The sequence below is a fragment of the Acidovorax sp. sif1233 genome, assembly GCF_019218755.1.
GTDB lineage: Bacteria > Pseudomonadota > Gammaproteobacteria > Burkholderiales > Burkholderiaceae_C > Acidovorax.
The window spans coordinates 1129416-1148337 of the sequence record NZ_JAHUWZ010000001.1 but is presented as its reverse complement, the minus strand read 5'-3'; the positions used below and the strand labels follow the sequence as shown (position 1 = coordinate 1148337).

24 protein-coding genes are annotated in these 18922 nt (G+C 66.2%); 9 read left to right on the top strand and 15 right to left on the bottom strand.

What is annotated here, in order from left to right:
- Positions 1–43 precede the first annotated feature (43 nt).
- Positions 44–1291, top strand: coding sequence for an MFS transporter (locus KW843_RS05240; protein WP_218294016.1), 1248 nt, complete (start codon positions 44–46; stop codon positions 1289–1291).
- Between the two features lie 46 nt (positions 1292–1337).
- On the opposite strand, the gene KW843_RS05235 is transcribed toward KW843_RS05240, so the two are convergent.
- From KW843_RS05235 to KW843_RS05210, 6 genes are all read right to left on the bottom strand, one after another.
- The gene (locus KW843_RS05235) at positions 1338–2237 is read right to left on the bottom strand and encodes a DUF3014 domain-containing protein (protein ID WP_218294015.1); all 900 of its coding nucleotides are present in this window, start codon (positions 2235–2237) and stop codon (positions 1338–1340) included.
- Positions 2238–2386: 149 nt separating this feature from the next.
- On the bottom strand, positions 2387–3058 hold the full coding sequence (locus tag KW843_RS05230; protein WP_218294014.1) for an alpha/beta hydrolase: 672 nt from the start codon (positions 3056–3058) through the stop codon (positions 2387–2389).
- A gap of 52 nt (positions 3059–3110) precedes the next feature.
- Entirely contained in the window at positions 3111–3947 is an 837-nt protein-coding gene (locus KW843_RS05225; RefSeq protein WP_218294013.1) for a class III extradiol ring-cleavage dioxygenase, read from the bottom strand.
- 110 nt (positions 3948–4057) lie between these two features.
- On the bottom strand, positions 4058–4480 hold the full coding sequence (gene arfB, locus KW843_RS05220) for an alternative ribosome rescue aminoacyl-tRNA hydrolase ArfB (protein ID WP_218294012.1): 423 nt from the start codon (positions 4478–4480) through the stop codon (positions 4058–4060).
- A gap of 76 nt (positions 4481–4556) precedes the next feature.
- A complete protein-coding gene (locus KW843_RS05215; protein WP_218294011.1) occupies positions 4557–5036 on the bottom strand; it encodes a type II 3-dehydroquinate dehydratase in 480 nt (159 codons plus the stop codon).
- Positions 5037–5256: 220 nt separating this feature from the next.
- Positions 5257–5607 (bottom strand): hypothetical protein, encoded by a 351-nt coding sequence (locus KW843_RS05210; RefSeq protein ID WP_218294010.1) that lies wholly within the window; start codon positions 5605–5607, stop codon positions 5257–5259.
- A 172-nt stretch (positions 5608–5779) separates the two neighbouring features.
- Between KW843_RS05210 and KW843_RS05205 the strand changes: the two genes are divergently transcribed.
- Positions 5780–7615: a glutamine--tRNA ligase/YqeY domain fusion protein gene (locus KW843_RS05205; protein WP_218294009.1), complete on the top strand. Its 1836-nt coding sequence runs from the start codon at positions 5780–5782 to the stop codon at positions 7613–7615.
- A 132-nt stretch (positions 7616–7747) separates the two neighbouring features.
- On the opposite strand, the gene KW843_RS26975 is transcribed toward KW843_RS05205, so the two are convergent.
- Positions 7748–8578 carry a serine hydrolase domain-containing protein gene (locus KW843_RS26975; RefSeq protein ID WP_370628454.1) on the bottom strand — a complete coding sequence of 277 codons (831 nt, stop codon included), beginning with the start codon at positions 8576–8578 and terminating at the stop codon, positions 7748–7750.
- 636 nt (positions 8579–9214) lie between these two features.
- Between KW843_RS26975 and KW843_RS05195 the strand changes: the two genes are divergently transcribed.
- Entirely contained in the window at positions 9215–9532 is a 318-nt protein-coding gene (locus KW843_RS05195; protein WP_255594544.1) for a hypothetical protein, read from the top strand.
- A 78-nt stretch (positions 9533–9610) separates the two neighbouring features.
- Here KW843_RS05195 and KW843_RS05190 read toward each other — a convergent pair whose 3' ends face one another.
- The 3 genes from KW843_RS05190 to KW843_RS05180 all read right to left on the bottom strand — a co-directional run bounded on the left by KW843_RS05190 (position 9611) and on the right by KW843_RS05180 (position 10661).
- Complete coding sequence (locus tag KW843_RS05190) at positions 9611–9775, bottom strand: hypothetical protein (RefSeq protein WP_218294007.1); 165 nt, start codon at positions 9773–9775, stop codon at positions 9611–9613.
- A 173-nt stretch (positions 9776–9948) separates the two neighbouring features.
- Positions 9949–10299 carry an RNA-binding protein gene (locus KW843_RS05185; protein WP_218294006.1) on the bottom strand — a complete coding sequence of 117 codons (351 nt, stop codon included), beginning with the start codon at positions 10297–10299 and terminating at the stop codon, positions 9949–9951.
- A 122-nt stretch (positions 10300–10421) separates the two neighbouring features.
- Positions 10422–10661 carry a hypothetical protein gene (locus KW843_RS05180; RefSeq protein ID WP_218294005.1) on the bottom strand — a complete coding sequence of 80 codons (240 nt, stop codon included), beginning with the start codon at positions 10659–10661 and terminating at the stop codon, positions 10422–10424.
- Between the two features lie 355 nt (positions 10662–11016).
- Between KW843_RS05180 and KW843_RS05175 the strand changes: the two genes are divergently transcribed.
- Entirely contained in the window at positions 11017–11346 is a 330-nt protein-coding gene (locus KW843_RS05175) for a hypothetical protein (protein WP_218294004.1), read from the top strand.
- Positions 11347–11497: 151 nt separating this feature from the next.
- Here the strand turns inward: KW843_RS05175 and KW843_RS05170 are convergent, their stop codons facing one another.
- From KW843_RS05170 to KW843_RS05160, 3 genes are all read right to left on the bottom strand, one after another.
- Positions 11498–12124 carry a flavodoxin family protein gene (locus KW843_RS05170; protein WP_218294458.1) on the bottom strand — a complete coding sequence of 209 codons (627 nt, stop codon included), beginning with the start codon at positions 12122–12124 and terminating at the stop codon, positions 11498–11500.
- Positions 12125–12203: 79 nt separating this feature from the next.
- Positions 12204–12677, bottom strand: a complete 474-nt coding sequence (locus KW843_RS05165; RefSeq protein WP_218294003.1) for an SRPBCC domain-containing protein — start codon at positions 12675–12677, stop codon at positions 12204–12206.
- 96 nt (positions 12678–12773) lie between these two features.
- The gene (locus KW843_RS05160) at positions 12774–13097 is read right to left on the bottom strand and encodes a helix-turn-helix transcriptional regulator (RefSeq protein WP_057272387.1); all 324 of its coding nucleotides are present in this window, start codon (positions 13095–13097) and stop codon (positions 12774–12776) included.
- Positions 13098–13306: 209 nt separating this feature from the next.
- On the opposite strand from KW843_RS05160, the gene KW843_RS05155 reads away from it, so the two are divergent.
- Positions 13307–13624 carry a DUF2322 family protein gene (locus tag KW843_RS05155; RefSeq protein ID WP_218294002.1) on the top strand — a complete coding sequence of 106 codons (318 nt, stop codon included), beginning with the start codon at positions 13307–13309 and terminating at the stop codon, positions 13622–13624.
- Between the two features lie 148 nt (positions 13625–13772).
- Positions 13773–14237 (top strand): SRPBCC family protein, encoded by a 465-nt coding sequence (locus tag KW843_RS05150; protein WP_218294001.1) that lies wholly within the window; start codon positions 13773–13775, stop codon positions 14235–14237.
- 128 nt (positions 14238–14365) lie between these two features.
- Here KW843_RS05150 and KW843_RS05145 read toward each other — a convergent pair whose 3' ends face one another.
- Positions 14366–15148 carry a transporter substrate-binding domain-containing protein gene (locus KW843_RS05145; protein ID WP_218294000.1) on the bottom strand — a complete coding sequence of 261 codons (783 nt, stop codon included), beginning with the start codon at positions 15146–15148 and terminating at the stop codon, positions 14366–14368.
- A gap of 400 nt (positions 15149–15548) precedes the next feature.
- On the opposite strand from KW843_RS05145, the gene KW843_RS05140 reads away from it, so the two are divergent.
- Positions 15549–15797 carry a hypothetical protein gene (locus tag KW843_RS05140; RefSeq protein WP_218293999.1) on the top strand — a complete coding sequence of 83 codons (249 nt, stop codon included), beginning with the start codon at positions 15549–15551 and terminating at the stop codon, positions 15795–15797.
- A gap of 132 nt (positions 15798–15929) precedes the next feature.
- Here KW843_RS05140 and KW843_RS05135 read toward each other — a convergent pair whose 3' ends face one another.
- Positions 15930–17228: a phosphatidylserine/phosphatidylglycerophosphate/cardiolipin synthase family protein gene (locus KW843_RS05135; RefSeq protein ID WP_218293998.1), complete on the bottom strand. Its 1299-nt coding sequence runs from the start codon at positions 17226–17228 to the stop codon at positions 15930–15932.
- A 148-nt stretch (positions 17229–17376) separates the two neighbouring features.
- Between KW843_RS05135 and KW843_RS05130 the strand changes: the two genes are divergently transcribed.
- On the top strand, positions 17377–18303 hold the full coding sequence (locus KW843_RS05130; RefSeq protein ID WP_218293997.1) for a peptidoglycan DD-metalloendopeptidase family protein: 927 nt from the start codon (positions 17377–17379) through the stop codon (positions 18301–18303).
- Positions 18304–18378: 75 nt separating this feature from the next.
- Positions 18379–18915 carry a pseudouridine synthase gene (locus KW843_RS05125; protein ID WP_218293996.1) on the top strand — a complete coding sequence of 179 codons (537 nt, stop codon included), beginning with the start codon at positions 18379–18381 and terminating at the stop codon, positions 18913–18915.
- Positions 18916–18922 lie beyond the last annotated feature (7 nt).

Sequence of the window (18922 nt, the reverse complement as noted above, 5' to 3'; positions counted from 1 at the left end):
CTTATCCCTACGATGGCCTTCCATCCATCCCTAGGCCTTTCCCGTGTCTTCCTCTCCTTCCTGCTCCGCCTGCCTTGATGCGCCCACTGGTGCCGTCGTTGCCGAGGCTACGCCCGCCCCGCATTCCACCCCCGATCCCACCGAGGCACGCTGGGCCGCCGTGGCCTCCATGGCGCTGGGTGTCTTCGGACTGGTCACGGCCGAATTCTTGCCCGCCAGCCTGCTCACCGCCATGGCCAGCGACCTGCGCGTGAGCGATGGCGCCGCAGGCCAGGCGGTCACCGTGACGGCGCTGGTGGCGGCGGTGGCCGCCCCGTCGCTGCCGCTGCTCACGCGCCGCATCGACCGGCGGCTGGTGATGATCGCCTTCACGCTGCTGCTGGTGCTGTCCAACGCGATGTCGGCCTTGGCCGGGAGCCTGGCCACGCTGCTGGTGGCGCGGGTGCTGCTGGGCGTGGCGCTGGGCGGCTTCTGGTCCATGTCGGCCGCGCTGGCCATGCGGCTGGTGCCCGCCTCGCTGTTCGCGCGGGCCATGTCGTTCATCCTCACCGGGGTGTCGGTGGCCACGGTCTGCGCGGCGCCCATCGGCGCGTGGATGGGCGACCTGTGGGGCTGGCGCAGCGCCTTCATCGCGGCGGGGGGCATCAGCCTGATCACGCTGGCCGTGCAGCTGGTGGCGCTGCCCGCCCTGCCCCCGCGCGACAACCCCAACCTCAAGGTGCTGGGCGAGCTGCTGCGCCGCCCGCCCGTGCGCGTGGCGCTGCTGGCCGTGCTGCTGGTCATCTCCGGCCACTTCGCAGGCTTCACCTACATCCGCCCGCTGATGGAGCAGGTCACGCACCTGTCGGTGGCCACCATCACGGCGGTGTTGCTGGGCTATGGCGTGGGCGGTTTCTTCGGCAACTTCGTGGGCGGCTGGATCGCCGGGCGCAGCGAGCGCCAGGCCATCGTGGCCGGCGGTGCCGTCATCGCCGCGCTGGCCGCCGTGCTGCTCGTGGCCGGGCAGTCGGCGGCCATCACGGCCGTGGCCGTCACGCTGTGGGGTTTTGCGTTCGGCGCCTTCCCGGTGGGCTTCCAGACCTGGATCGTGCGCGCCGCTCCCGACCAGGCCGAGGGCGCGGGCGGACTGCTGGTGGCGGCGTTCCAGATCGCCATTGCCAGCGGCGCCATCTTCGGCGGCCTGATGGTGGACCATGTGGGCGCGCTGGGCGGGCCGGCGTTTGCGCTGGCGGCGCTCACGCTGGGCACTCTGCTGACCCTGCGGCACGGGCCGCGCCCGGCAGCCGCCTGATCGGCCCCCACGACCCGGCAACGGGCCGGGTGGTCCCGCCGCCCCCTCACTGCGCGGGTTTGCGTGCGATCTCGCCGGTCGCCACGCGCTTGCGCAGATCGCGGATCAGCGCCTTGGCGCGGGCCTCGTTGGCGGGCCCCATGCGCACCAGGATCTTCTGTCCGCTGGACAGCGATTCCAGCGCCGGGTCCACGAATTCGTAGCGCACCCAGGGGCGCAGGTTCGGCACATCGGTATTCACCGGCGTGAGCTTCACGCGCAGCGGGCCCTGGGGTTCGGGCGCCAGCAGCAGGTGGTCCAGCACGGCCACCAGGCGGTCGTTGAAGTAGCGCCTGGGGTAGCCCAGTTCTTCATACGCCTGCTGGAACAGCGGATACAGCCGCGCATACAAGGCCACGGCGGACTCCATCGACACGGCCTCGGCAAAGGCCAGAAAAGCGCTGTAGCGCGCGGCATTGGCGGCCGCGATGGTGGTGGGCGCTTCGCCTGTGCGGTCCACCGCAAACCGCTGCGGCATGGGTTGCACGGGCCACATGCGCGAGGGGGCCTGGGCACGGCCCAGGTTGTCCACCGTGGCCACCAGGCGGCGGACAAAGCCGTCGGTGATCAGGAACGATGCGAGCTTGTCGCGCCCCACCAGTCCAGACAGCAGCTCGACGACGCGCGCGTCAGATTCGGCCAGCGCGGGCAGGGGCGTTTCCGCCGGGGCCAGTGCATCGACCGGGTTCTGCGGCCCCGAGGCTTCGGGCAGGGGCGGTGGAGCCACAGGCGCTTCGGGCGCGGCCGCCACGGGGGGCGGCGCAACCGGCGGCTCTGCCTTGCGCAGCCAGAACCACCAGGCAGCTGCGGCGGCCACCGCGCAGGCCAGCACGGCGGCAATGACCCAGGGGGAGGAGGATGTGCGCTCCGGCGTTGGGCGGAACTCGGCAGTCTCTTGATCGGGCATCGGGTCTCCTTCAAAACAGGAACAACCCTTGTCCGAGCGGCTTCGGCGCCGGGCGTTCCCTGTCCATCCCACGTGGGGATGGACTTGATTGGAAACCCGCGGGACACCGCGCCGGTAACGCGATGTAGGCCGCCCGCCGAAACCCGCGCTTAAAACGCCGTGGGGGTGGTGGACAGCGACTCCAGCCACGCCACCGTGGCCGCCAGCTCGGAGGGCCGGATCTCGTGCGCGCTGGGGAACTCGTGGTACGCCACCGTCACCGGCAAGGGCGCCATGTGGTGGGCGATGGCCTGTGCATGGGCCAGCGGGATCACGTTATCGTGCGTGCCGTGGCTCAGCCACAGCTGTTTGCCGCGCAGGGCATCGGGCGGCGCCGCCAGGGGCACCGCCTGCGCCAGCAGGCGGCTGTGCCAGACCATCGCCGCCTGCATGAGCGCTGGCCGGGTGAGCAGCAGCGACAGCGCCATGATGCCGCCCTGGCTGAAGCCCCCCACCACCACGCGTTCGGGCGGAATGCCCAGCTGCTCGGCGGCCGATTCGATGGCCTTGGCGACCAGCGCGCGGCTTTCGGCCTCCTGCGCTTCGTTGATGGTGCGTTCCCCGCTGGGCTCGATGGAAAAGTCGAACCACGCATGCGAGCCCGGCCCCATGCGAAACGGTGCACGCAGGCTCAGCACATGAAAGCGCTCGGGAATATGAGGCGCCAGGCTGAACAGGTCCTGTTCGTTGCTGCCCACCCCATGCATCAGCACCAGCAGCCAGGGGCGGGGCGCGGTGGCGGCAGCAGGGCGCTGCAAGAAGGTGAGCGGTAGGTTGAGCATGGACAGGCGCCTCGGGCAGTTTTTATGGAGAACGGATGAAAAAGCCTGCGGGTCAATGCGCCGGTTCCAGGGCGAACGCGTCCATCGACAGCATGCTGTACATCACCTCGCGGCTCAGGTAGTGGGCATGCAGGTCGTCCCCCGCGGCGCCCAGCGCAAAAAAGATGGGCAGGAAGTGGTCTTCGGTCGGGTGCGCGCGGCTGGCATGCGGGGCCTGGCTGCGGTAGTTGAGCAGCGCGCTGACATCACCGCGCGCCAGCGCTGCTTCGATCCACCGGCTGAATTCCAGCACGTACGGCGCGGGCTCCCGGGCGCCGCCAAAGAACTCGGCCAGGTTGTGCGTCATGCTGCCCGAGCCGACCACCAGCACGCCCTGGCTGCGCAGGCCGCGCAAGGCGGCGCCCAGTGCATACACCTCGGCCGGGCCGGCGCCCACGGGCAGCGCCACCTGCACCACGGGCAGGTCGGCCTCGGGAAACAGGTGCATCAGCGGCACCCAGGCCCCGTGGTCAAACGGACGGGCCGCGTCGCCCTGCGCGGCCATGCCCGCGGCCTGCAGCAGCCCCAGCACCTCCTGCGCCAGCGCGGGGGAGCCGCTGGCGGGATACTGCAGCTGGTACAGCGCGGGTGGAAACCCGCCAAAGTCGTGCCAGGTGGCGGGCTGCGGCCCGGTCATGACCTGCAGGGAGCGCGCCATCCAGTGCGGCGACATGATCACCACGCCGCGCAGGCCGGGATATTGCCCCTTCAGGCTTTCGCCCCACTGGGTGAGCGCAGGGCCGGTGGTGCCGGCGGCGATGGCAAACAAGGGTGCCCCGTGCGACACGAACAGCGCGGGAATGGCGCCGTGGGGCGCGGCAGTGGCGGGGGTTTGGGCTGTGGCAGACATGGCAACTCCATCCGGTAATGCCTTGAATGTAGGACCGATGGGCCCCGCTACCAAGCCCTGTACGCCAGACAGATTGTTCTACCCATGGTGCCAATGCGGCGAGACTCCGCTCACGAACCATCCCCCCCACCGCGCACCCTACCCCGCAGCGCCTTGGTCTCGCCGCGCTGGGTCTTGCCCTCCAGGCGCCGCTGTTTGGAGCCATAGGTAGGCTTGGTGGCGCGCCGCACGCGGGGCGGCACCGCGACGCTGTTGACCAGCGCGTTCAAGCGCTCCAGCGCATCATTGCGGTTTTGGTCCTGGCTGCGGTACTGCTGGGCCTTGATGACCACCACGCCTTCCTGCGTGATGCGGGTGTCGCGCAGGGCCAGAAGGCGCTCCTTCACGTCCCCGGGCAGTGAGGAGGCGCCCACGTCAAAGCGCAGGTGCACCGCGCTGGAAACCTTGTTGACGTTCTGTCCGCCCGCGCCCTGGGCACGCATGGCGGTGATCTCCACCTCGTCCTCGCGCACCTCAAGCGGTCGTGGCGCCATGTTTGCCCTGTCGTGCCGGAGCCGGAATGTGCGGTTAACGCGGGAACGGCAGAAGAAGAGTGAACTTCCCGGCGGCTCAGGCCGCGGGCGGCTGCTGCGCCAGCAACTGCGCCAGGCCGTCGATGGCCAGGCCGTAACCCAGCACGCCAAAACCGCACATCACCGCCTTGGCCGCAGCCGCCATGTACGAATGGTGGCGATAGGCCTCGCGCGCGTGCACGTTGCTGATATGCAGCTCGATCAGCGTGATGCCCGTGCCCTTGGTGGCATCGTGCAGGGCGATGCTGGTGTGGGTGTAGGCCCCGGCGTTGATGACCACGCCCGCCAGCTCGCCCGCCGCGTGCAGGCGGCCGGCCTCGTGAATCCAGTCCACCAGCGCGCCTTCGTGGTTGCTTTGATGGAACCGCAACGCGAAGCCGTGGCGATCACACGCGTCGGCGCAGAGCTTTTCCACGTCGGCCAGCGTGGCTGCGCCATACACGGCGGGTTCACGCGTGCCCAGCAGGTTCAGGTTGGGGCCATTCAGGACAAAAACGGTTTTTTTCTTCACAGACATGCAGCACTCCGGGGCTAGGCACCTGCCACGCTGGCAGGCCAGAGTGCGCGATTATGCGGCGGCCCGCAGGCGCCGGCCCCTTCAGGTACGCCCCACGAGAAAAGCGGCCCCGAAGGGCCGCTGTAAAAGGCAGCCTGTGCAAAGACGCTGCCTGTGAGCGACTGGCGCCCAAGAGGTTGGTTGCAACAATCAGCAGACGGGCCCGCGGGCCCGTCGCCGATCAACGGTCCCAATGGCGATTGTGTCCATGGCCACGATAGCCGTGGTCATGGTGTCGATGGTGGCGGTACCCACGGTCACCGTAGTACACCACGGGTGGAGGGGCGTAATACGCTGGGGGCTGCGTGTAGTACACGGGCCGGGGTGGCGCGTAGTACACGGGCGGCGGGGCCACGTACACCGGGGCGGGTGCGTAGTAGCCATTGCTGGCCCCCACCACCACGCCGGGCACGCCGATACCAACCGACCAATTCACGTCGCCGCGGGCCTGGGCTGCGCCCGTGCCGGCCAGCAATGCCAGCGCCACGCCAGCCGAGGCGGCAATGGCATAGATAGAACGGGTTTTCGTCATGGAAATCTCCTGTTTGAGCGAGGGCAGCCAGCCAAATGGACTCACCTCACCGGTACATAACGCACCAAGTAGCCGAAAGGATGGCATAAAACTGTCTTTACGTTGTGTCTGGACGTATACGCGCCTGTTTCCATGCGTAAACCTTCACGAAACCGGCGCCTAAAATGGCCCAATGAGCACCCCAAACCCCGCCAATCCTGCCGCCGGCACCCCCGGCGCTGCCCCCGCAGCATCCCTGGAAACCACCAAGCCCAGCAACTTCCTGCGCCAGGTCATCGAAAACGACCTGGAAAAAGGCACCTACGCCTCCCGCCGCTGGGGCGGCAGCCCGGGCGACGCCGCCCACCACGCCATCGGCCAGCCCGACCCCGCCAGGATCCGCACCCGCTTCCCGCCCGAACCCAACGGCTACCTGCACGTGGGCCACGCCAAGAGCATCTGCATCAACTTTGGCCTGGCGCGCGACTACGGCGGCGTGTGCCACCTGCGCTTTGACGACACCAACCCCGAAAAAGAAGACACCGAATACGTCAATAGCATCATCGACGCGGTGAAATGGCTGGGTTTTGACTGGAACGGCCACCCCAGCGCCCCGCCCTACCAGGCGAGCGACTATTTCGACTTCATGTACCGCGCGGCGGAGTACCTGATCGAGGCCGGCCACGCCTACGTGGACGAACAGACCGTCGAGCAGATCCGCATCAACCGCGGCGACTTCAGCAAGCCCGGCACCGACAGCCCCTTTCGCAGCCGCACCCCGGCCGAAAACCTGGCCAAGTTCCGCGAGATGAAGGCCGGCCTGCACGAAGACGGCTCCATGGTGCTGCGCGCCAAGATCGACATGGCCAGCCCCAACATCAACATGCGCGACCCGGCCATCTACCGCATCCGCCGCGCCACGCACCACAACACCGGCGACACCTGGTGCATCTACCCGATGTACACCTACGCGCACCCCATCGAGGATGCGCTGGAGCAAATCACCCACAGCCTGTGCACGCTGGAATTCGAAGACCAGCGCCCGTTCTACGACTGGCTGCTGGAGCGCCTGACCGAAGGCGGCCTGCTGGCCAGCCCGCCCCCCCGCCAGTACGAATTCGCGCGCCTGAACCTCACCTACGTCATCACCAGCAAGCGCAAGCTCGCGCAGCTGGTGTACGACCACAAGGTCAGCGGCTGGGATGACCCGCGCATGCCCACCATCGTGGGCCTGCGCCGCCGGGGCTACACGCCCGAGGCCATCCAGACCTTTGCCGAACGCATCGGCGTGACCAAGAGCGACAGCTGGATCGACTACAGCACCCTGGAAGGCTGCCTTCGCGAAGACCTGGAGCTCAAGGCCTTCCGCGGCATGGCCGTGCTCAACCCCGTCAAGCTGGTGCTCACCAACTGGGACGACGTCATGGGCGCGGGCCACCTGGAGCCCTGCACCCTGCCCTCCCTGCCCCACCCCCCTGAAGGCGTGGAAAGCCCCGAGCGCCACTTCACCATCGGCAAGGAAGTCTGGATCGAACGCGAAGACTTTGAAGAAGTGCCCCCCAAGGGCTACAAGCGCCTGTTCCCGGGCAACAAGGTGCGCCTGAAGGGCGGCTACGTCATCGAATGCACCGGGTGCACCAAGGATGCCGCCGGCAACATCACCGAAGTGCTGGCCACCGTGGTGCCCGACACCAAGAGCGGCACCCCCGGCGCCGACAGCGTGAAGGTCAAGGCCGCCATCACCTGGGTGGGCGTGGCCGACGGCGTGAATGCCGAAGTGCGCATGTACGACCGCCTGTTCCTGGACGCCCAGCCCGACGCAGGCGGCAAGGACTTCATCGAAAGCCTGAACCCGAACAGCCTGAAGGTGGTGACAGCCATCGTGGAGCCGTCATTGGCCAATGCACGGCCAGACGACAAGTTTCAGTTCGAGCGGCATGGGTATTTTGTGGCGGACCGGGTGGACCATGCGGCGGGGAAGCCGGTGTTCAACTTGGCGGTGGGGTTGAAGGATTCCTGGGGGAAGTGATTTCTCTGTGAACAAAGAAGGGCCAGCAGACTGTGAGGTCTGCTGGCCTTTTGCTTTTGGACTGATGACAGCTTGGGGCCCAACACTGTCATATTCGCTTTTTGAAAGCAGACGCTAAGAGGACACGCATCGTCAATCACCAGACTTCAGGGACGCCGACAACCGCTTGACGACCTCCTCCTCTGCAAGGCCTTCGTCGGAACCTGCGTGAAAGACAGCACAAGTCGCCGTGTTAGAACCGTTGGCTCTGCGATAGACGGCCACCACGCTGCCCGGCCCAGCACCGGTGTGCCCACACAATGTCGGCCCCGTATGCAACACGCCTTGCATCAGCCCGAGGCCGTATGCCGGCGACTTCCATGGGCGCCCAGGAAGAGGTCCGCCAAGGGCGCGTGCAGCTTGCATCTCCTGCACCAGCAAATCAGGCAGAAGGTGTCCAGCCATCAGGCGGTCTAGAAAGAGGGCAGCGTCGGAGAGAGAGCCAACAAGCAAGCCGTGATAAACCCATCTCGGGTCATAAGTCGAAATGGCCCCCATGCACAAGCCTTCCAAGTCAGCTGGCGTCTTTGCGCTACGAACTCTCAGCAGGCCCAAGGGCGCCAACGCTTGTTGCATAAGCGCTTCCTCAAGTGCGAGACCTGTCGCACGCTCGATAAGTCTCGCTACGTACAAGTAGCCGACGTTCGAATACTGCCACCCCACTCCAGGGGCATAACGCAACCTCGTGGCATCGAGGCGTTGCAACATTTCATCCGCCTGCCAGGGCGCATCGCCGCGAGCAACGGCAGCGTGGTACTCGACAAGTTCACCGTAGTCAGCCAGCCCGGCTTCATGTCTCAGCAGCTGACGCAACGTGAACGGACCTTCAAGGACTACGTCATCGAGTCGAACAATCCCATCACGCACCAGTGACAGAGACGCTGCCGCTAGAACTGTCTTCGTAAAGCTCCACCAAGGAACCATCACATCTTGTTCTCCGTGCCGCACTAGTGAACCGTTTGATACGAGAGAGAAATATGTCAAGGGGCGCATTGGACTGAAAAATTGGGTTGACGCATTGAAGGTCCGATCCTGGCCGTTATGAGCCAAACTACCGAAAGATATGGTCGGCGAATTGGCGCGACCTACATTGGGTTGAAGCTATGCCTGAATATCAATGGTCTTGCTTATCCTGCGGGGCATCGAACAGCCCTGCAGCCTTGGAATGCATCGCATGCAGTTGCCCTGCAGCATGCAACTCTGATGAGCTACTGAAATATCGAGAGCAATATGTTCAGCAAGGCGGTATCGTTGGGCCCGCCGCTGCCCCCACCTTGGATGCAACGAACTATGCCGCACTAAAGGTACTTCTGTCCCTTCCACTTTTTTTGCTAGGTTGGTGGCCATTTGGTCAGCAAAAACGGAAGACAAAGTAGCGTTTCAGCGTCTAACCCACCACTCAAGCGAACCAACATTCTGCGGGCCGCTAGCTCAGTTCATTGAGCGTCCGCTTTCACGATTCACCACCGGCAGCTTCTGGCCGTAGACAGACTTCTGCCTGCCGATTCCCCGCACGGCACCAGGCGGTGGGCGCCGCGCTTTTACGGTACAAACACCGCCATGCCTCACACCCAGCCCTTGTCGGCCACGTTCACTCCCACCTTCGCCCACGTGCCGGCCGGCCCGGTGGCGGGCCCCTTGCAGTTGTTGCCGCTCAACGCCGGGGTGGTGTCAGTGCACACCGCCGATGGCGCGCATGTGGGTTCGCTCAAGCTGGTCGGCGGGGTCTGGAAGTTCAAGGCCATGGGCTACAGCGCTGCCGGTGGCATGGAACCCGGCCACGGCCCGCTGACGGATCAGCACAACATGCAGTTCGCCACGCTTGATGCATCAGAGGTGAGCGCACGCCTGCTAGGCGCTTTGGGAAGCCCTCCGTAGGAGGCCTCCAGGCGGGCCTAGGTTGGCCGGCCATTTTTTTCTTCACGGACGGCGCCGCTTCCGCGCCCCTTGCGGACATCAATGGGTGCCATCGTTCGTCTGTTTTCCCGTCAATGCGGAGCAAATCAGCTCCACGGCGAAGGCAAGCCCCAGGACGACCCCGCCTGCGGTTGAAGACCCCAGGAAGAGCAGCGCCAGCCCCAGGACGAGCGCAGCCAGGGAGAACCAATGGATGGATTTCATGTGATGTGCTTCCTTGGTTTGCCGTTCTTCAGCTCACCAATGGCTGGATTCTGCCCCAGTGCACCGCGCGCGCAAGGTGGCCCGCGCCGCTGTGGGGATGGCTCCATGCCGCTGGGCCGGGACGAAAAAAAACCGGCTCCGCGGAGCCGGTTTTTCAGAGGAAGCTGCCGGGTTCAGTAGCGCCCGCCGCCGTAGCCACCCGTGCCGTAGCCGATGTCCGAGCGTTTGCTGGCACTGTAGCCGCCCGCGCTGTAGCCACCCGAGCCGCCACCCTCTTCGCGGGGGCGGGCGAGGTTCACGACAATCGCGCGCCCATCGACAGACATGCCGTGCAGCGCGGTGATGGCGGCCTGGGCGACTTCGGCGGACGCCATTTCCACAAAGCCGAAGCCCTTGGAGCGGCCGGTCTCGCGGTCCATCATGACCTTGGCGGAGGAAACCCGGCCAAACTCGGCAAAGTTGCTTTCCAGGCTGGAATCGGTCACGGAATAGGGCAAGTTGCCCACGTAGATCTTGGTGCTCATGGAGGAGCCTTTCTGAAGGAGGGCGCGCAACGCAGGGCGCACCGTTGGGACAAGGGTGTGCGGACCGGATGTCCGCCACAACGAGGAAGCGTGGATGGGGTCTGCGGTGGGCAGGCCATCCATCAGCACACGGGGGGATGCGGCATGCACGTTTGCAGCCAGCCCTGGGTAACGGCAAAGAGCCGGGCGGCTTCGCGCGAGGCAAAGGCTTTGTCGAAACGGAAGACACGGCAGTAGCTGCCGTTGCCTTGGGAACGGTGGACCGAGAAGGAGGCGCGGAAGCGGCCGCAGTCGGTCGGGTGTGTCGCGGGCGAAACGACGTACTGGCCCATGGAAATGGCGGTCTTTGAAATCTGGTTCATTCAGGATCGCAGGCTTGGAAATCGACCTGCGTGAGCATCGAGGGACTCGGTGGGCTGCAGCTCTACAGACCCACTGGGCGACAAAGGTCGCAAAAGGCGGCTGGCCTGGGGCGGATGGCCGCCACAGAGCAGGCGTTGCGGTGACGGCACGCGTTAAGGGCCGTGACTGCAACCCACTCAGTATATATCAATTCGCATTTGAATTTGAATTAATATTCTTTTTGGTTTTAAAAGGCGCGAATTGGGCAGTGCCGGAGCATCCGCGCCAGCAATGCGCCGGGTTTTGCTACGCTTGCCGGCGCTGCCTGCGCGTGTTCCCGCTGCGCCGGTGGTTCTTTTTTCCTCCTGTCGCTCCATGCCCCGCCGCAAACTCCACCACCACGTCTATGTCGTCGAGCTTTCGAAGGACGTGCTGAACGAGCCCCGCTTTCGCAAGAACAACCCCGGCTACATCGACGGCAAACCCTGCGTGTACGTGGGCATGACGGGCCTGGACCCGGACGTGCGGTTTGACAAGCACAAGGCAGGCATCCAGGCGAACCGGTTTGTACAGCAGTACGGCCTGCGCCTGCTGCCCGACCTGTACGAAGGCTTCAACCCCATGAGCTACGAAGACGCGGTGGACCGGGAGATCGAGATCGGCATCGACCTGCGCTCGGCGGGGTTTGGGGTGTGGCAGGCCTGAACCGGTGCCCGCGCGCGCAGGGGCCGGTGCGTCCTTCTTCCTGGAATCGATTGCGCTTCAGTTTTGATAGCTGCCAGCGCTTATCCATCCAGCTCCAGCAGCCCATTTCACTGAAATCTCAGCGCGCTGGCCAGAAGGCCACAAGCCAGCCTCAGTGCACACGCCCCCGCACAAACTGCAGCGTGGTGTGGGCCACGCGTTCCCCCAGGTACCGCGCCGTGGCCAGGTCTGCCTCTGGCGGCACCACGTCGGCACCCTGGTCGGTGTTGGACTGCGCCGCGGCGCCCAGCCAGAAGCCCAGGCGGTTCAGGTCTTCCTCCGACCCGGTGGACGAGCAGTTGCCCGGGGGCAGCGCCAGGTTCACCCAGTGCATGCCGTGCTGCGCGGCGAACAGGGCCATCTGCATCAGGGTGGAAAGCTTGTCCCCCGAGCGCGAGCCCGAGTTGGTGAAGCCCGCGGCGATCTTGTCCTTCCAGCCGAGGCCTTTGGCCATGACCACGTTGGACGTGGCTTCCTGGAAGGCCTTGAACTGCGACGAGGCGCTGGCGACATAGGTGGGCGCGCCGAAGATGATGGCGTCGGCGGACGCGAGGTCATTCCACCGTGAGGGCGCTTCTTCCACGGTCATGAGGAGGGGCTCGGTGCCCTCCACCTGCGCCACGCCTTCTTTCACGGCCTGGGCCTGCCGGGCCGTGTGGCCATAGCCGCTGTGAAAGACGATGGCAATGCGCACACCAGGGGCGCGGGTGGGTTGGAGAGTGGGCGTCGTCAGGGTCATGTTCATGCTTGAGTTCATGGGTTGAGAAACTGTGGGTGAGGGATATGAGGGAGGTTGGCTAGGCCGTGGCAGGCTGGCGTTAGGGGCCTTCGCGGCTGTGCACCACCTGCTCCAGGCGCTCCAGAATGCGCGGCCACAAGCCGCCCATGCGCTCGAAGCTGATGCCATCGTTGGGCCGGAAACCCGCCTGCTCCATGCGCAGCAGCGTGCCGCCGCCGTGCTCCTGCAAGGTCCAGGTGATGTGGGTGATGAGCCCATTGGCCGACTCGGTGCCGTTGCCCCAGCGGTAGGCGAGCTGGCTGGGTTCCTCCACCAGGGTCACCTCGCAGTGCGTCACGCCCGACCAGCCCGGCAGGGGCTGCGCGCGCAGCGTGAAGCGGTGCCCCACCTCGGCCACGAAGTCGTTTGGCATGAGCCACTCCTGCATCAGCCAGGACTGGGTGAGCGCGCGCCAGACCTTCTCGCGCGGGTGGGGTAGCTGCCGCTCGAACACCAGGGACCGGGTGCCTTGCGCCGTGGGGGTGGGGCCATGGGATCGGGTTGCGTCAGCCATGGCGCACCGCCTGCAAGGTGAGCGCGACGGCAGCCTCGGGGCTGGAACGGTGATGGCGGTTCTGCATGGTGTCTTTGCTGGAGTGGAGTTGCGCAGTCATTGGTCCATGCGTCCGAGCAGGTTCTCCAGGTCATCCAGGCGCTGGTTCCAGAAGCCGGCATAGACGCTCATCCAGTCCACCAGGGGCGCCAACCCTTCGCGCCGCACCTGGTAGTAGGTTTCGCGCCCGGCACGGCGGTCTTCCACCAGCCCCGCGCGCTTGAGCACGGCCAGGTGCTTGGACACCGCAGGTTGCGAAATGTGGGAATGCCCCGTCAGCACGTTCACGGTCTGCTGCCCCTCCCGGGACAGCTGCTGGAAGATGGAACGGCGCGTGGGGTCCGACAACGCCGCGAAGGTCAGGTCTTCAGGGGATTTCACAGGATATAACTCATTGGTTATGGATGACGAATAATAACCAAACGGCTATGAATTGGTCAATCCTTCGTAAAAAGATTCAGGCGCGCTGCGCGGGACACGGGATCGTTTGTGCGGCCCACCGGGTGGCACGACAATGCGGGCCCACACGATCCATCCATTCGCTGCGGGCCGGGGAATCCGCCCGTGGCACCCACTCTTTGTCCTTGCCCATGAATTTCGCAAACCGCCTTCAGCTGCTTCCTTCCACAAGCCACCTCGCCGCCCTGCACCTGCTGGACGCTGGCGGCCAGGTGCTGGCCACCATCGAGAACAAGCCCGGCCAGACGGGTTCGCTGGCCGTGTATGCCGCGCTGGCGGCGCTGTATGGCGGCCGCATCACGCCCGCGGCCGCCACCCTGGGGCTGGAGTGGTACGCCGAGCATGTGGCCGACGCGCAGGCCTTCCCGGGCAAGCACCCCAACATCGACCGGCTGCTGGCCTGGGCCCAGGGCAGCGAGAGTTTTGGGGCCCGCATGGTTTCCGCCTGAAACGAAAAAAAGCCGCGGTGGCAGCGGCGGCTTGTCGAAAACGCGCGGGCCCGTTCGTCGTCAGGGTGTGAACACGTTGAATGAGCGATATGGTTGAGCGGCTCACGCCTTCATCCACCCTGATGTCCACCCCCAAGGAGACCCCAGCATGACCACCAACACCACCCCCACAGGCACCGTCACCCTGCACCGCGTGCTGCGCGCACCGGCCGAGCGCATCTACCGCGCGTTCCTGGACCCCGACGCCATGTGCAAGTGGCTGCCGCCCCATGGGTTCACCGGCCGGGTGCTGAGCCTGGATGCCCGCGTGGGCGGCACTTACCGCATGCAGTTCACCAACTTCAGCAACGGCCAGACGCATGCGTTTGGTGGCGAGTATGTGGAGCTGGTGCCGGGCGAGCGCATCGTGCACACCGACCGGTTCGACGACCCCAACCTGCCGGGCGAGATGCGCACCACCATCCAGCTGAAAAAAGTGATCGTGGGCACCGAGGTGTCCATCGTGCAGGCGGGCATTCCTGCCGTGATCCCCGCCGAGGCGTGCTACTTGGGCTGGCAGGAGTCGCTGCAGCTGCTGGCGCTGCTGGTGGAGCCGGAGATTCCGGCGGAGTAAATCGGTGCCGGCCGGGCCATGCACACGGCCCCGGCGGCGGGGTGAACGGCGGCGCACCGGCAGGCGGTGCCGCGCCACGCGCCCGCCGCCCCAGCCCCTCCCCATCCCTCAATTCACATCACATCACTTCACTTCAGCCACTTGTCGGCGGCTTGCTTGATGGCGCCCCGGCTGTCCACCAGGCCCCACACGAAGCCCATCACGCGCACATAGTCGGCATCGTCGGTGGGCAGCATGAAGCCCAGGTAGTTCTTGGGCGTGAGCGGTGCATCCACGAACGCGGCGTGCAGGCGCGGGTCGGCCTTGGCATAGTGCAGGGCCTCGTACGTCTCGGTGATCATCACGTCGCCCTTGCCCTCAGCGATCAACGCGGGGATCTCGGCGTTCTTGTCGTGCGTGCTGACCTGGGCTGTTTTCAGGTTGGCCAGCACATAGGTTTCGTTGGTGCCCCCGGGGTTCTTGATGACACGCACCGTGGGCTGGTTCATCGCGTCCACGCTGGTGTATTTGGCCTTGTCGGCCGCGCGCACCAGGGCCACCTTGCCGAAGGGTGCGTAGCCGGGCAGCATGTCAAAGATGCGCATGCGGTTGACGTTGCGCGTGATGCCGCCCACCGCCACATCGAACCTGTCGCCCTGCAGGTCCTTCACCAGGTTGGGCCAGGTGGTGGGCACGTATTCGATCTTCACACCCAGCTCCTTGGCCATGGTCTCGATCACGTCGATGTCATGGCCCGAGTAGCCCGCGTCGGTCTTCATGGCAAACGGGCGGTAGTCGCCGGGCGTGCCCACGCGGATGACCTTGGCCTCCATGATCTTGTCGAGCCGGGGGCCGGCCTGCGCGGCCTGGCTGAAGGCAAGGCTGGCCACCACGGCGGCTGCGGCAAGGGCGAGGATTTTCTTGGGGATCATTTCGAGGTTCTCCAGTGGGTGAAAGGTGGCTTGGCGAAGGGTGTGGCAGCACGGTGCACCGGCCACGCGGGCCGCAGCGGCCGGCACACCCCGTCGCCGCAAACATTACAGCAGGCCCGCGGGCAAAAGCCAGGGGCGTTCATCCGGGGTGGTGCCAGCGGCGCAGGACGGGCATTGCACGCGTGCATGGATGCGCGTTGACGGCAGCGTTTGCACAACACCCCAGCGTCGCAAGCGGCGTGCCATGCAGGCCCGCACCGCGCAGGGGCCGGCATACTCAGGCTCCGTCCACGGCTCATGCTCTATTTTTTATAGCATATTGCGCTTGTCCAACAAGCGCTACACGCCCATTTCTTGTCAAACTCGGTTACCCTGCCCGGTTCAGCAACAAGGACTCGCCATGAAAAAACTCAACGTCACCATCCAACTCGAAATGACCGTGCCCGATGACTGGGAGCTGGCCGATACCTCCGAGGGCACGCCCGTCATCAAGCTGCCCGATGGCAAGTACATGGACATCGCCATCGAGCCGCTGTTTGCGGCCGACCCCGAGGACCTGTGGGCCAGCACCGACGACGAGGACGTGCTGGACGACATCCTCGACATGGTGGACAGCGAAGCGGTGACGTACGAGTTTGTGACGCACTGAGCGGTGGGACAGGGGGCAATGCCGGCGTGGGGCGCCCCCTCCCCACCCCGCATCCAAAGCAGAAAACTACACTTTTGATAGCAGCCGGCGCTTTCACCAGGAGCGCTGGCGCCCTATTTCACTCAAGCACCGTTACAGCTGCGAGCGCAGCCAGCCCGTCAGTTTCTCGTGCGCCTTCTCCCGCAGCGGGCGGTCCCGCCAGGCCTCGTACGTCACGCGGCGTGACCGCCGGATGTCGTCTTCAAACACCGCTGTCTGGCGCCTGGCGAATGCCGTGTCGTACACGTTGAGATTGGCCTCGTCGTTCAGGCGGAACGAGCGGTTGTCGAAATTGGTGGAGCCCACCGACACCAGCAGCTGGTCCACGATCATGACCTTGCAGTGGTACATGGTGGGCGTGTACTCATAGATCTCGGCCCCGGCCTGCAGCAGCTCGCCCCAGGTGGCGCGGGATGCGGCTTTCACCGTCTCGGTGTCAGTGTGTTCGCCGGGGGTGACCAGGCGCACGCGCACGCCGCGCGCCAGGGCGTCCATCAGCAACTTGCGGGTCAGTTCATCGGGCACGAAATACGCCACCGACAGGTCGATGCTGCGCTCGGCCGCCGTGATGGCCAGGTGGTACATGAGCTGCATGCTCTCGCTGCCGCTCGAAGGCGAGCTGGAGAACATCTGCGCCTTTTGCGTGCCCGCCGGCGCGATGGCCGGGAAGTACGCCTCGCCATGCAGCACCTTGCCGGTGACCTTGAGCCAGTTGTCCAGAAATGTGGCCTGCATCTGCGCCACGGCGGGGCCGCGCACCAGGTAGTGCGAGTCGCGCCAGTGGTCGGGGTCTTGCGCGTGGCCCGTCCACTCGGGCGCTATGCCCACGCCACCGGTGAACGCCACCTGCCCGTCCGCCACCAGCAGCTTGCGGTGGGTGCGGTTGTTCAGGCGCGCCAGGTTGTACCAGTGGGGCTTGTGGAACTTCTCGATCTGCACGCCCGCCTCCTTCATCTCGGCCAGGTAGCTCTCTTCCATCTTGGCGCTGCCCACCCAGTCGAGCAGCACATGCACCGGCACGCCAGCGCGGGCGCGCTCGCTCAGGGCGTCGGCAAACTGCTTGCCGATGTCGCCCGACCAGTAGATGTACGTCTCGAACGTGACGCTTTTTTGCGCTGCCTGGATGGCCGCCAGCATGGGCGGAAAGATCTGGTCGCCGTTGAGCAGCTCGGTCACCGCATTGCCGCCCACGATGCCCGGGCCCAGCAGGCTGCCCAGCGCGCGTTCGAACTGCGGGTGGGCGGTGCTGTACAGGCGCGGCAGTTGTTGCTGCACCTTCTTCTCGCCGGCCGTGAAGTTGAGCGCCAGCAACACCAGCGCGCCCGTGGCCAGGGCCGTGAGAAAAACCGTGAGCAGGGTGGAAGGGCGGCGGCGGTGGGCGGCTTTCGGCATGGCGCGATGGTAGGTGGCGGCCCGGCGGAGCAATGTAGGCGGACACCGCCAACACCGGGGGCACAATCGCTGGTGCGGGTCGCGACAGCGGCCGCATCGCACCGTCTCCCCAAACACACACCACTGCGCTTTTTATCCCTGCCCTGCCGTGTCTGAATCTGCCCGCCCTGCCCTCGTCCACCCCGCCCTCCCCATCAACCGTCGCAGCGCCCTGGTGGGAGCGGCGGGTCTTCTGGCGCAGCCCGCCATGCTGGGGCTGCTGCACGCCAAGCCCTTGCCACCCGCGCCCACCGTATGGCCCCAGGCGCTGCAGGTGCCGGGGGGCGTGGCGCGGCTGTCGCTCGGGCCCGCGGCCACGCGGCCGGTGGCGCAGGTGCGCCAGGGCGATGTGGATGTGCCGCTGCGGGTGGTGGGCGATGCCATCGAATGGACCGCCCTCGTGGGCATCCCGCTGGCCGCCGCGCCCGGCGATGCGTTCATCACCGTGCTGGCCGAAGGCGGCGGCAGCCCGCGCCTGGTGCACTACACCGTCGCGCACAAGCAGTACAAGGAGCAGCACCTGCAGGTGTCGCCGCGCACGGTGGACCTCTCGCCCGAGGACCAGGCACGCTACGAGCGCGAGCGCGAGCACCAGGCCGGGGTCATGGCCACCTTCACCGAGCAGCCCGCGGGCCAGGCGCCGGCATCGCCGCGCATGCGCGTGCCGGTGCCGGGGCGGCGCTCCAGCTCGTTCGGGCTGCGGCGCGTGTTCAACGGCCAGCCGCGCAACCCGCACAGCGGCATGGACATCGCCGCGCCCACGGGCACGCCCATCGTGGCGCCGCTGGCGGGCCGGGTGATCGACGTGGGCGACTACTTCTTCAGCGGCGGCACGGTGTGGCTCGACCACGGCCGGGGCCTGCTCACCGTGTACGCCCACCTCAGCAGCAAGGATGTGCGCGTGGGCGACGTGGTGAACGCGGGCGACGCGTTCTGCAAGGTGGGCGCCACCGGCCGCGTGACCGGCCCGCACCTGCACTGGGGCGTGATGCTCAACCGCACCATGGTGGACCCGGCGCTGTTCATCCCCGCATAACTACCATTTTGATAGCTTCTTGCGCTTGATGGACAAGCGCCAGCGGCCAATTTCATTCACAACATCACTCCCCGCATGACCTCGCGCCTGATCCGCTTCAACAAACCCTATGGCGTGCTGAGCCAGTTCACGGCAGAGGGCAAGTGGCAGGGCCTGAAGGACTACATCGACCTGCCCGGCGTGTATGTGGCGGGGCGGCTGGATGCCGACAGCGAAGGGCTGCTGCTGCTGACCAACGACGGGCCGTTGCAGGCCCGCATTGCCGACCCGCGCTTCAAGATGGAGAAGACCTACTGGGTGCAGGTGGAAGGCATCCCGGGCGAAGCCGCGCTGGCCGCGCTGCGCAGCGGCGTGGTGCTGAACGACGGCCCCACCCTGCCCGCCCGCGCGCGCCTGCTGGAGCCCGCGCCTGCCGTGTGGGCGCGCAACCCGCCCATCCGCGAGCGCAAGGCCATCCCCACCGCGTGGATCGAACTCATCATCCGCGAAGGCCGCAACCGCCAGGTGCGGCGCATGACGGCCGCCGTGGGCCACCCCACGCTGCGGCTGATCCGCGCGGCCATCGGGCCCTACACGCTCGACGGGCTGGCGCCGGGCACCTGGGCCGATTGAATCGAGG